This is a genomic window from Nocardia tenerifensis NBRC 101015 (genome assembly GCF_000308715.1).
Taxonomy (GTDB): domain Bacteria; phylum Actinomycetota; class Actinomycetes; order Mycobacteriales; family Mycobacteriaceae; genus Nocardia; species Nocardia tenerifensis.
This window is the reverse complement of sequence record NZ_BAGH01000602.1, coordinates 12,912-24,881: the sequence shown is the minus strand read 5'-3', so window position 1 is coordinate 24,881 and position 11,970 is coordinate 12,912. Positions and strand designations below refer to the sequence as shown.

Here is an 11,970-nt window from a genome sequence, read left to right as displayed (position 1 = left end):
CGCGACCGTGGTGCCGCTGCGAGCACCCGCCGAGATGCTGACCGAATTGGTCGAGCGAATCACCGCCACCAGCGCCACCGTCGCCGCCTGCCTCGACCGATACGAGGGCCTGCATATCCTGATGTTCGCCTCGCCCGACATCGACGCGGCGGCCGCCCGCCTCAGCGCCGCGGGCGTCGGACACGGAGCGGTGAACTCCGTTCAGCGGCCGGTGCGGATCGACGGTGAGACCCTTGTGGAGACGGTCCGGTATCTCGAAATCGACAGTGCCGAACCGACTGTCAGGCGCGGTGCGGTCGAGGAAGGACGAGTCGGCGTCGTCGCCGGCCTCGACCCTCGGTTTCAGAACGCGCGCAGGCTTTCGCACCCCAATGGAGCGTTCGACCTCGTCGAGGTCGTGATATGCGCCGCCGCAGGAGATTTCGACGCCCTCCGCGCCAGGTATGAGAACTACGTGGGTTACCCGTCCACCGCCGAGGGTGCCGCGCAGGTCTTCGATATGGGCAGCGCGCGCCTGGTCCTGATACCCGACTCTGCTCTCGCCGAACGGCTCCCGGGCGAAACCGCGCCCGCCCTGCCATCGCTCGTCGCGTATACCGTCGCCGTCCGAGACCTCGATGCTGCGCGAGAGCGTTTGCGGATCAACGGTTGCCGACTCGGCGAGACCGACTCCGGCGACCCTTTCGTGCCCGCCGAGCAGGCGCTCGGCGCGGCGATCATCTTCCGCCAGAGCGGGCCGACCGCACTCTGACGCGTTTGTCGGTGGCCGCGGGTAGATTGCCGAGCGTGACCACCCGCCACGACGGAGACTCCTGGGACCTGGCCTCCAGCGTCGGCGCGACCGCCACCGCGGCCGCGGCGGCGCGCGCCATCGCCACCCGAACCGACCGGGGACTCATCGACGATCCGTTCGCCGAACCGCTCGTCCGGGCCGTCGGCATCGACCTGCTCACCCGGTTGGCGAGCGGCGAGCTGCCCCCCGACGACCTGGTCGGGCAGGTCGCGATCGACGTGGCCAAGGTGCGTACCAAGTTCTACGACGAATTCTTCCTCGCGGCGACGAGCGCGGGCATCACACAGGTCGTGATCCTGGCCTCGGGCCTGGATTCCCGCGCGTACCGGCTGCTGTGGCCGAGCGGGACCGTGGTGTACGAGGTCGACCAACCCCCGGTCATCGAGTTCAAGACCCGCGCCATGGGGGAGTTGGGCGTCGCGCCGACCGCCGAGCGGCGAGCCGTCGCGGTCGACCTGCGCGACGATTGGCCTACCGTACTGCGCGCCGGCGGGTTCGACCCGAGCCGGCCGACCGCGTGGAGCGCAGAGGGCCTGCTGAGCTACCTCCCGCCCGAGGCGCAAGATCACTTGCTCGACACCATCACCGAACTCAGCGCCCCCGGCAGCCGGGTGGCCACCGAGAGCAGGCCCAACCCGCGACCTGGCGAAGACGACGAAACGCGAAAGAGCCTGCGGCACATCTCCGAACGCTGGCGCGGGCACGGTTTCGACACCGACATGGCCACGCTGCGCTACTTCGGCAAACGCAACGAGGCCGCCCCCTACCTCGCTGCCCGTGGGTGGTCACTGAATGGCGACACCGTCCGAAACCTCTTCGCAGCCAACAATTTTCCGTCCTTGGACGGCAACGACGACCTGCGTGTGGGGAGCGTGCTCTACGTCAGCGGCACGCTCGACGGAACATGCGCCAGCAGCACATCCTGATCTGATCGGCCGTCAGTCCTTCTTCAGCTCCTCGGCGAGCATCACGATGATGCCGCTGGGGCCGCGGACATACGTGAGCTTGTAAATGTCCGCATAGGTCGCCACGCCGCGAAGCGGACGGCATCCGTGTTTCGCGGCTATCTCGAGGGCTTTGTCGATGTCATCGACCGAGAAGGCGACGCGGTGCATGCCGATCTCGTTGGGACGCGTGGGTGTCGTCTCGATCGCTTCGGGGTGGATGTACTCGAAGAGCTCGAGGCGACCGTGACCGTCCGGCGTCTCGAGCATCGCGATGTGGGCGTGGTTGCCGTCGAGGCCGACGGCGGTTTCGGTCCACTCACCACTGACCGTGTCACGGCCGACGACTGTGAGACCGAGGTCGGTGAAGAAGGAGATCGCTGCTTCGAGGTCGCGAACGGCGATGCCGACGTTCTCGAGTTTGATGGGCACGCGGTGCATGCTACCGAGCAGGGGCGATCGGCTCCGGTTGCGAGACGAGACTCGGTTGAAGGAGCGTAGCCGGTGCGCTTTCAGTGATTCGTTTTGGTTACAGTTGAAACGCTTCGAGTGCGCTGTGACGCGAGCGTTCTTCGCTCTAAAAAGCCTGTTATAGCTCATTTTGATCCAGATCTTTACCCCGGGTGCTTCAGATGCTCCCTCGCAAGCGGTTGCCATGATGACTCAAATATGTGACAGTGGGTAGCGGAAGTGAAACAGCCCTTCGGGCGGCACGAGAGGAGCACATCATGAGGATCAAGACTTTGACCGCCACCGCACTGCTGAGCATCGGCGCCGTCGCGACGGTCGCGGGAAGCGCTCATGCGCAGCCGATTCAGATGGAGCACAGCCTGGTTCAGCAGGTCTCCGACGCGGGTGAGTTCACGCTGCCCGATGACGGCGGTGCGGTGATCGCCGCAGGCGAAGACGGCACTGCCCTCGACGCCGTGCCGTTGGCGGACCAGAGCGTGGGGGACCAGTTCGCCCCGGTCTCGCAGGCAGAGCAGACGGAGCAGGTGGACCTCACTTCGACCCGGTCGTCAGCACTGCCCGGCATCGACCGGGCGGAGCCGGTGGACCTACCGCTCCACCAGGCCGACTACCCCGCCGATATCGGCCGTCACCAGTACAACGCGGGCGTGGGCGCGCTCATCGGCGCGGGCGTCGGCGCGCTGATCGGGTTCCCGTTCGCGGTGGTCGGCGCGATTCCGGGCGCCATCATCGGCGCACTGGCCGGCGCGGCGATCGGCTGGGTGCAGCCGTAATGGCGTCGATCGGTCCGGTGATCCGGGCCGATCCCGACCGGCACCGGCCGCCCGCGTGGCGGCCGGTGCCGGTCGGCCGTCAAACAGACTCCGCCACCGGCCAATTCAACTCGGTACGCAGGTCGGCCGGGTCCATCTCCGGCGACGGCTGGGTGACATAGACCTCCCACCTCTGCGACGACGCGTCCAAGCCTTGCGCCAGAATCCAGCTGTGCAGGCGATCCCAAGAGGACGTCAATCCGTCGAACCCGCCCACATGGAGCAGCCGCGCCACACGGCCGCCGGGCAGCGATCCGACCGTGACAGTACCGCTCGGCTGGACGGCGCGATCGGTGGGAAACCCGACCTCGATATCCAGCGTGTCTCCCGGATCGCCGCGATAGAGCCCGAACGCGGGACCCACGACGGTGAGCCCCTGAGCGGATATGGCCTCCGCCAGCGCGCCGAACGAGGTATCGAAGAAATCGCGCAGTGCGGTCACCGGGACGACATCGCGCACGACCGCGGTCGCGGCGGCATCGATCGTCACCAACTGGGGTTCAGCGTCGTTCATCGGTCTCCTTTTATGGTTTCGGACTCGGGTCCATGGCTATTGACGGAGCTGAGCCCCGAAACTCATCGCTCTCGCATCCAACCGAGGCTTCGGATTGCGCCGCCGGAGCAGTAGCCGTCGCTGGGCAGGTACGGATTTATGACGTATCCGGGGTGTCGAAGCTCGGCGGCGGATTATCCGGCACAGTGTTGGACATGATCGGAAGGGTCAGCGCGACCCGAAACGTGTGCTGCGACGACGTGGTCATGGTCAGGGTGCCTCCGTAGAGCTCGGCCCATTCCCGCAGGCCGGGTCCCGCGTCCCGGGTACGCCGGCTGCGCGGTGTCTCGATGCCGCTGCCGGTGATGTGGACCACGACGTGCTCCGCGCGGTAGTCGACGGCCACCGTGGCCCTCGCATGCGCGGGCATGTCGGTCAGCGACTCTTGGACAATCCGATATAGACACAGGTCGGCCCCCGGTGTCAGGCGGCAGATGGTTCCGGTGACGCTAAGAGTTACCGCGGCACCGGCGGCGGTAACGCTGTCCACGAGCCAACCGAGCCGCTCGACGCCGAGGCCGACGCCGGCGGCCTGGGCTTGATCCGGCCCGGGGACGTCGAGCCGGAGCAGTGTCAGCAGCCGCCGGATATCGTCCAGTGCTGTGCGGCTGGCGTTCTCGATGGATTGGACCGCGACCTTAGCGGCCTCCGGATCGGTGTAGAAGACATGCCGGGCTAGATCGGCCCACCGTGCGATCGACGACATGTGCTGTGCCACTGTGATGTTCAGTTCACGTGCCAGCCGGACCCGTTCCTCGACGACCGCGCGGCGGGCGCCCGTTCGGCCGCTCGGATCGAGTTGCGCGCCCCGGTTCCTGCCGCGGTGGGGCGTGACTCGTGCGAGATTCCCCAAAGTCCATGCCGCCGAGCTGAATTGCGGTGTCAACACCGTGACGACCCAGAATGTGACCTCTCCGGTGCCGAACGCCGCGGACACCCCGGCGGCCACCTGTAGTGCGGCCGCGGGAATGGAGATGGGCGGTGGGTAGCGGGCGGCCACGGAGTACAGCGCCATCAAGGAGCCAAGAACATTCAACGCTTCCCAGTACCCTGCCGCCGCGAACGCGGTCACGCCGGCGCAGCACACCAGCAAGCTCACGATCGGGGCCCGGCGTCTGAAAGCGGTCGGCAGAGTGGAGACGAGAACGAGAACGACGCCGAACAGATCGAGTCTTTTGTGCCCCGCGGCGTAGTTCCCATGGGCGGCGAGCAGCACGACCACGGTGACTACGATCGGACCTGCGGCGTCGATGATCTGCGGGAACGCCGCGCGCCACCGTCGCTGTCCCCCCGCTGCTACGGTCCGCACCCGGTCACCATATTCCCGGGTGCCCTGAGCAGTCATCAACCGGCGGGGTACTTCTGGCTACGCCCACGGTTGACCCCCGGCGCAGCGCTACCCAGTCGGTTCACCGAGGAACCAACCTCGGTTGATTTTCTGGACCGGTGGACGCGAGTAGCTTGGCAAAGGGGCAGACAGCGGGCTGCACAGAGTAGTAGGTACGAGCTGAATCACGTTCTACGGCAGGCGGTTACGTCTCGACATCCTGGAGCGGCAGATCGGCTCTATGAGCGGTTGGTCAGATATGACGGGGATTTCGCCGAGCGTGCCCGAGGTGGTTCATATACCGTTGCGCGACCTGGCCCCGCCCGACTCGCCGCGGTTCGGTGGCACCGACCCCGGGCACGCGCGAGTGCTGGCCGAATCGGCGGCTCCATTGCCGCCGATCCTGGTGAGCCGGTGCTCGATGCGGATAATAGACGGTGCTCATCGGGTACTGGCCGCACGACTGTGCGGCTACGAGACCATCGCGGCCGTCTACTTCGAGGGCGACGAGTGTGACGCCTTCATGCTTGCCGTGAAACTCAATGTGGCACAAGGCCTCCCGCTGACCGTCGCGGAGCGCAAGGCGGCGGCGCTGCGCATCCTGCGTGCGCACCCCAGGTGGTCCGATCGGGCCGTCGCCGCGGTCGTCGGACTCTCGGACAAGACGGTCGGTGCGGTTCGTCGACGGGCGGCTGCGGAGATTCCGCAGTCCACCGATCGGGTCGCGCGCAACGGTGTCGTTCATCGCCTGGATACCGCTCGCGGCCGTTTGCGCGCGGTCGAACTACTCAGCGCCGACCCCGGCGCGACGGTGCGCGCGGTCGCGCACGCCGCGGATATCTCCGAAGCCACGGTCAAAGACGCGCGGCGGAGGCTGCGGCAGGGAGTCGACCCCGTACCGGATCGGCTGCGTACCGCGTCGGCCGATGAGCAGGTGCCCGCGAAGGAACCGGCCACGCGGCGATACGACGCTGTGCCGGCGATGCTGCAACGTTTGCGCCGAGATCCGTCGGTCGCGCGCACCGAGTCCGGCAGGCATTTGTTGCGCTGGCTCGACATGCCGGGCTTCGATCCGGCCAATCGACAAGCCGCGGTGCGCAATCTACCTGACTACCACGTCGGAGCGGTCGTCGAACTCGCTCGGCAGCGTGCACAGGCGTTGCTCGAATTCGCCCGGGTTCTGGAGGGGCGCGGCGTGGCGAACCGGGCGGATCCGCCCGCCGAATAGGCGCCGCGACAACAACCAGCGGAACGAGCCGGGGTGTCGGTACACCTCGGCTTCTTCGTATGTGTCCTGAGAGCCGGTGATCATGATTACCGCATCCGCACCTTTCCCGCTACATCGCCTGCGTTGCTGCGGAATTCATGAGTCCCGCTTCATCCGCTTGACCTCTCGGCGGCGCGAGTGTCACGCTATCGGTGCGCCACAGCTCTGACCTCGGTCGGATTGTGTTCCAGCCGAACGGGTTTCGGTCTCGAAGGCTTCGGATGCCGCTGAACCTGCGCTCGGTCATCGATTCATCGGTGGCATTGCCATTCCACGAATTCATCGATCGCGCTCGGTGATCTTTCTGTTTCAGGAGGAACTGTGCAGAGACGAGTTGTCGTCACCGGTATCGGTGTGCTCGCACCCGGCGGAACCGGGGTCAAGGAGTTCTGGAAACAATTGACCGACGGCAGGACCGCGACGCGCACCCTTTCCGCATTCGACGGGTCCGGATTTCGCTCGAGAGTGGCCGCCGAGATCGATTTCGACCCCGCCGCACATGGTCTCGATGTGCGAGACATTCTGCGGATGGATCGGGCCGCCCAGTTCGCGGTGGTCGCGGCACGCGAAGCGGTAGCCGACAGCGGTCTGGATCCGGTCGACAGCGCGAATCCGCACCGCGTCGGCGTCGTGGTGGGCAGTGCGGTCGGCGCGACGGTGAGCCTGGAGCGGGAATACCGGGCGGCCAGCGCGGACGGGCGGGACTGGCTGGTCGACCATCGCTACACCACCCGTCAGCTCTATCACCACTTCGTGCCGAGTTCTTTTGCGGCAGAGGTGGCTTGGACGGCCGGCGCGGAAGGGCCCTGCATGGTGGTGTCCACCGGATGCACAGCGGGCATCGACGCGGTGGGCGCAGCGGCGGAGCTGATCCAGGAGGGTACGGCGGACGTGGTCGTCGCCGGTGCCACCGAGGCCCCCATCTCGCCGATCACCGTCGCTTCCTTCGATGCGATCCGGGCGACGACGGCGCGTAACGACGATCCGGAGCATGCCGGCCGCCCCTTCAACGCGACGCGGGACGGCTTCGTGCTGGGCGAGGGGGCGGCGATGTTCGTGCTGGAAGAGCTGTCCGCCGCGCGCAGGCGCGGCGCGCACGTCTACGCAGAGATCGCGGGTTACGCCACACGCAGCAACGCTTACACGATGACCGGATTGCGCGCGGACGGCGTCGAGATGGCCGCGGCCATCGATGCCGCGCTAGCGCAGGCCGGGATTTCGCCTGATCGAATCGACTACGTCAACGCGCACGGTTCCGGCACCAAACGCAACGACATCCACGAAACCGCCGCGCTGAAGCGAAGTCTCGGCGCCGATGCGTACCGAGTGCCGATCAGCTCGATCAAGTCGATGATCGGACACTCGCTCGGCGCGGTCGGCGCCATCGAGATCGCCGCGTCGGCGTTGGCCATCGACAACGACACCATCCCGCCCACCGCGAACCTGCACACCCGCGACCCGCTGCTCGATCTGGACTATGTGCCACTGACCGCCCGCGAAGTGCGGGTGGACACGGTCCTCACCGAGGGCAGTGGCTTCGGTGGTTTCCAGAGTGCGCTCGTGCTGGTCGGTCCGGCGCGAATCAGCCACTGAGCCAACATATTCGGAGAGGACGCCTCGTGCAGACGACAATTCCGGTCACCGATATCGACCCCTACAGCGACGAGTCGATCCGCGACCCTTACCCGGACTATCGCCGATTGCGCACGCTCGGCCCGGTGGTTCGGCTCGACGGTTACGGTGTATTCGCCGTCGCCCGCTATCGCGAGGTCAAGCTTGCGCTGCGTAACCATCGGACGTTCTCGTCGGCCGCGGGTGTCGGGATCACCGAGGAACTCAACCGCGCTCAACACGGCAGCAGTCTGACCAGCGATCCGCCGTATCACACGCTGGTGCGGGGGTTGGTGTCGCGGCATCTCACACCCAAGGCGATCAATGACATCGAGGACTTGGTGCAGCAATGGGCCGATCAGTTGGTGGAGGAGTTGATCGAACGGGATGGCTTCGACGCGGTGACGGACTTCGGTCAGGCGTTTCCGCTGGCGGTGGTGCCCGAGTTGCTCGGCTGGCCCGACGAGGAGGGGCGAGTGCGCCTATTGAATTGGGCCGCAGCGGGTTTCAACGCACTGGGGCCGATGAACGCACGCACCATGGCGGGGTTTCCGTTGCTGGCCGAGATGGGGGAGTTCCTCGGCCGCATGTCGGTGCCCGGCAACCTCCGGCCGGGCAGTTGGGGAGCCGAATTGGTGACCGAGGCAGTCGCGGGCAAGGTCGACGAGCGCCTGCTGCCCGCGCTGCTCGGTGACTTCCTCGCTCCCTCCATGGACACCTCGGTCAGCGCGCTGGCCAGCACCCTGTGGTTGCTGGGCGCCCATCCGGATCAGTGGGCTTCGTTGCGCGCGGAGCCGGCGCTGATCCCCAACGCGTTCAACGAGATACTGCGGCTGGAGTCACCACTGCGCGGATTCACCCGATTGCTGACCGAGGATGCCGTGATCGGCGACACCCCGGTCCCCGCGGGCTCCCGCGTGCTGCTCCTCTACGGGTCGGCCAACCGTGACGAGCGGTACTGGGCGGAGCCCGACCGGTTCAGCGTCGTCCGGCCGAACGCGGCCAACCACTTGGCCTTCGGCCACGGTATCCACGTGTGCGTGGGTCAGGCGCTGGCGAGACTGGAGGGGCATGCCCTGCTTCGCGCGCTCGTCGCCCGGGTGCGCACGATCTCGGTCGGTGCGCCGGTGTGGCGGTTGCACAACGTCATTCGGGGCCTGCAGAGCCTCCCCGTGCGGTTGCGGGCATGAGCCGCGTCGCGTTCGTCTTCCCGGGCCAGGGATCTCAGCGGGTCGGGATGGGACGGGAATTGCTCGATCTTGCGCCGGATCTCCTGGAGCCGCTATATCGAACCGCCGATGCCGAGCTGGGTTTCGGGCTGACCGAGTTGTGTCTGCACGGGCCGGCATCGACGTTGAACGAGATGCCGATAACCCAGCCCGCAGTGCTGTTGACGAGTCTTGCGGCTTGGTATTCCCTGCGGCAGTACGAGATACACCCTGCCGTGGTGGCCGGCCACAGCATGGGCGAATTCACCGCGCTGGTATGCGCCGGGGCGTTGGACTGGCTCGACGCGCTGCGGCTGGTGCGGCTGCGCGGGGAGTTGATGGCCGCGTTCAATCGAGAGGTGCCGGGCCGGATGGCCGCGGTCCTCGGCCTGCCGCTCGACCGCGTCGAGGTGCTGTGCGCACGGGCGGCCGCGGAGACCGGCCGGGTGATCGAGATCGCCAACCACAACAGCCCGCGCCAAGTCGTGGTGTCCGGCGAAACAGCCGCGATCGATCGGTTCATGGCGCTGGTCGACGACACCGCGGCCGAACGAGCCGTCGTGCTGGAGGTCGGCGGGTCGGCCCACTGCACATTGATGCGCGAGATCGAGCCGAAATTCGCCGCCGCGCTGCGCGATGTCCGGGTTCGCGATCCCCGCGTGCCGGTGGTGTCCAGCGTGAGCGGTGCGTCGATGACGACGGCGACGCAGGTCGTGCTCTCGCTGCGACGCCAGCTGGTCGACCGGGTGCGGTGGGTGGACACGATGCGGACGATGGCCGCGGCGGGCGTTTCCCGCTACGTCGAGGTGGGGCCGGGCAAGGTGCTCTGCGGGTTGGGGCGGCGCAGTCAACCCGACGCGGAATTCTTCGGCACCGCGGATTCCGGCCGATTCGCGGTCACTGTAGCCAAGCTCGCACCCGGTGTCGCGACCCGCTCCCGGGAGACCGGGTGACCGTTCGTGAGATCGCGCTCCTGCTACCGGGGCAGGGCAGCCAGCACGTCGGCATGGCATGGGACTTGTACGGGGTCGAGCCCGTCTTCGCGGACGCCGTCGACGAGTTCCTGGCACTGCTCGGCGACGGCGCGTTGGTGCGGCGACGGTGGTTGTCGGGTAGTCCGGACCTGGATGACGGCCGGATCGCCCAGCCGCTGCTGTTCGCGGTGGGATACGCCTTCGGCGTCATGGTGCTTCGTTCGAATCTGCGGATCGTCGCGCTGTTGGGCCACAGCATCGGTGAATTGGCGGCCGCGACCCTGGCCGGGGTGTTCGACCTCGTGGCGGCCGCCCGCATCGTCGACGCACGTTCGCGCGCCATGGACCGAGCGCCCGCCGGCGGCATGTCCGTGGTCTCGGCGACCCCCGGACAAGTGCGGTCTCGCCTGTCGCCGCAGTGGCGGCGTGCGGGCGTGTGCGTCGCCGCGGTGAACGCGCCGCGCCGGACGATGCTCGCCGGTCCCGAGGTCGAATTGGCGGCCGTCGAATCCGCGCTGCGCGCAGGCGGATTCACGGTGCGCCGGATCGGTGCGCGGCAGCCTTGGCACAGTCCGGGCATGACCGCGGTCGCCGCGGAGCTCGAAGCCGCCGTCGCGGCTGAGGTGCCTGCGGTTCCGTCGATACCGCTGTGGTCTGGACGCACCGGTCGGCGAGTTCGAGCGCGGGAGGCGGTACGACCGGAGTTCTGGGCAGGACAGGTCGCCGTGCCGGTGCTGTTCTGGCACGCCTTGTCGGATCTCTTGATGAGCACCGATGCGGTGCTGACCGATACCGGGCCCGGCGCGGGACTCGCGGTGCACGCCCGCACCCACCCGGCCGTGCGTGCCGGGCGACGCCGGGTCGTCGGCTCGGCCGAAGTACTTGCCGCCGTTCGCGATCCGCGATCGGCACGAAATCTACAGGCGCACAGTGGAAAAAGGAGTGACGAGATGTCCGAGCAACCGACCCCGGTGGGGGTATGGACCGGAACCGCGACCCACGACGGCCGGGCCGATCCGTTCACCATCGCCTTCGGCCTGGACGGCACGGTGGTGCTTACTACGCCGGTCAGCGCGGGCACCGGAAAGTGGTCGGCCGACGGCGGCCATCGCTTCGGCTACCGGATCAGAGAAGACCTCGACAGTTCAGATCTGCCGTTTTCTCATGTCGATATCGAAGTCGTGGCCGAACTGAACGACACAACGTACTCGGGCACCGGCACCGCCGAAATCTATGGCAGGGACGGCACCGTGCAGCAGTTCACCACTGATGCGGTGGTCGCGGCGCGGCGGGTGGACTGAGAGCGCGCGGCCGGCCGGAGATCGCGATAGGAGGAGGCAATTCGAATGGCGATACCGTACGCACTGTTGTACCGGGTCGGTTTCACGCCGTGGGAGCGGGCTCGGCCCGTGCTCGCCGGCCGCCTCGGCGCACTACTGCGCACCGAGGAACTGGCCCATCCGGAAGGCAGCTCGGCGCTCGACATCGGCTGCGGCACAGGAGAGTACGTCTTGCAGCTGGCCGAGCGCGGGTGGCGGTCGTGCGGCATCGACACGGCGGCGCCGGCGCTACGGCGGGCCAGGGAACTAGCCGAAACGCGTCGTCTCCCCGTGGAATTCCATCGGGCAGACGTCACCGACCTGCGTCGGACGCTGCCGTCGGCGGCCCGCCGCGACTACCGGCTGCTGCTCGACATCGGGTGCTTCCATGGTCTCGGGGCACGCCAACGGCAGCGGTACGGCGCCGAGATCACCGCGCTCACCCAGCCCGGAGCAACGATGCTGTTGTTCGCCTTCGCGCCGGGACGTCGTGGGCCGACGCCGCACGGTGCGGGGCGTATCGACCTCGAACGCCATCTTCCGGGCTGGCATGTCGACGAAATCGGCTCTACCGCAGAGAGTTCGGTGCCCGGTCCGCATGCGGCGGATGCCGCACCACAGTGGTACCGCCTGACCCGTAAGCCCTGACGCGGCAACGCAGGACGGGATCATCTCCACAAGGAAGTATTCG

At 67.5% G+C, this 11,970-nt stretch carries 12 protein-coding genes; 9 read left to right on the top strand and 3 right to left on the bottom strand.

Annotated features, from left to right (window positions below; genetic code table 11):
• The first annotated feature begins 7 nt into the window (after nt 1-7).
• Nucleotides 8-751, top strand: a complete 744-nt coding sequence (locus tag ON39_RS41660; protein ID WP_051187784.1) for a VOC family protein — start codon at nt 8-10, stop codon at nt 749-751.
• A 35-nt stretch (nt 752-786) separates the two neighbouring features.
• Nucleotides 787-1,719 carry a class I SAM-dependent methyltransferase gene (locus tag ON39_RS41655; protein WP_040742507.1) on the top strand — a complete coding sequence of 311 codons (933 nt, stop codon included), beginning with the start codon at nt 787-789 and terminating at the stop codon, nt 1,717-1,719.
• Nucleotides 1,720-1,731: 12 nt separating this feature from the next.
• Here the strand turns inward: ON39_RS41655 and ON39_RS41650 are convergent, their stop codons facing one another.
• Nucleotides 1,732-2,169 carry a VOC family protein gene (locus ON39_RS41650; protein WP_040742536.1) on the bottom strand — a complete coding sequence of 146 codons (438 nt, stop codon included), beginning with the start codon at nt 2,167-2,169 and terminating at the stop codon, nt 1,732-1,734.
• Between the two features lie 296 nt (nt 2,170-2,465).
• Between ON39_RS41650 and ON39_RS41645 the strand changes: the two genes are divergently transcribed.
• A complete protein-coding gene (locus tag ON39_RS41645; RefSeq protein WP_040742506.1) occupies nt 2,466-2,981 on the top strand; it encodes a YMGG-like glycine zipper-containing protein in 516 nt (171 codons plus the stop codon).
• A 79-nt stretch (nt 2,982-3,060) separates the two neighbouring features.
• Here the strand turns inward: ON39_RS41645 and ON39_RS41640 are convergent, their stop codons facing one another.
• Both ON39_RS41640 and ON39_RS41635 read right to left on the bottom strand, forming a co-directional pair.
• Complete coding sequence (locus ON39_RS41640) at nt 3,061-3,534, bottom strand: GyrI-like domain-containing protein (RefSeq protein ID WP_040742505.1); 474 nt, start codon at nt 3,532-3,534, stop codon at nt 3,061-3,063.
• Nucleotides 3,535-3,670: 136 nt separating this feature from the next.
• On the bottom strand, nt 3,671-4,882 hold the full coding sequence (locus ON39_RS41635; RefSeq protein WP_157195626.1) for a sensor histidine kinase: 1,212 nt from the start codon (nt 4,880-4,882) through the stop codon (nt 3,671-3,673).
• A 307-nt stretch (nt 4,883-5,189) separates the two neighbouring features.
• Between ON39_RS41635 and ON39_RS41630 the strand changes: the two genes are divergently transcribed.
• From ON39_RS41630 to ON39_RS41605, 6 genes are all read left to right on the top strand, one after another.
• On the top strand, nt 5,190-6,128 hold the full coding sequence (locus ON39_RS41630; RefSeq protein ID WP_157195625.1) for a ParB/RepB/Spo0J family partition protein: 939 nt from the start codon (nt 5,190-5,192) through the stop codon (nt 6,126-6,128).
• A 360-nt stretch (nt 6,129-6,488) separates the two neighbouring features.
• Nucleotides 6,489-7,760: a beta-ketoacyl-[acyl-carrier-protein] synthase family protein gene (locus tag ON39_RS41625; RefSeq protein WP_040742501.1), complete on the top strand. Its 1,272-nt coding sequence runs from the start codon at nt 6,489-6,491 to the stop codon at nt 7,758-7,760.
• Nucleotides 7,761-7,786: 26 nt separating this feature from the next.
• On the top strand, nt 7,787-8,968 hold the full coding sequence (locus ON39_RS41620; RefSeq protein ID WP_040742499.1) for a cytochrome P450: 1,182 nt from the start codon (nt 7,787-7,789) through the stop codon (nt 8,966-8,968).
• Nucleotides 8,965-9,939, top strand: a complete 975-nt coding sequence (gene fabD, locus ON39_RS41615) for an ACP S-malonyltransferase (RefSeq protein WP_083895017.1) — start codon at nt 8,965-8,967, stop codon at nt 9,937-9,939. Before ON39_RS41620 ends, fabD begins: the two co-directional genes overlap by 4 nt.
• Nucleotides 9,936-11,261 (top strand): acyltransferase domain-containing protein, encoded by a 1,326-nt coding sequence (locus ON39_RS41610; RefSeq protein ID WP_051187783.1) that lies wholly within the window; start codon nt 9,936-9,938, stop codon nt 11,259-11,261. The genes fabD and ON39_RS41610 overlap by 4 nt, the downstream gene beginning before the upstream one ends.
• Before the next feature lie 45 nt (nt 11,262-11,306).
• Complete coding sequence (locus ON39_RS41605; protein WP_040742498.1) at nt 11,307-11,927, top strand: SAM-dependent methyltransferase; 621 nt, start codon at nt 11,307-11,309, stop codon at nt 11,925-11,927.
• Nucleotides 11,928-11,970 lie beyond the last annotated feature (43 nt).

Coding starts and splice junctions, on each gene's coding strand:
- ON39_RS41645 (WP_040742506.1), top strand. CDS start 2,466: ATGAGGATCAAGACTTTGACCGCCACCGCACTGCTGAGCATCGGCGCC.
- ON39_RS41640 (WP_040742505.1), bottom strand. CDS start 3,534: ATGAACGACGCTGAACCCCAGTTGGTGACGATCGATGCCGCCGCGACC.
- fabD (WP_083895017.1), top strand. CDS start 8,965: ATGAGCCGCGTCGCGTTCGTCTTCCCGGGCCAGGGATCTCAGCGGGTC.
- ON39_RS41605 (WP_040742498.1), top strand. CDS start 11,307: ATGGCGATACCGTACGCACTGTTGTACCGGGTCGGTTTCACGCCGTGG.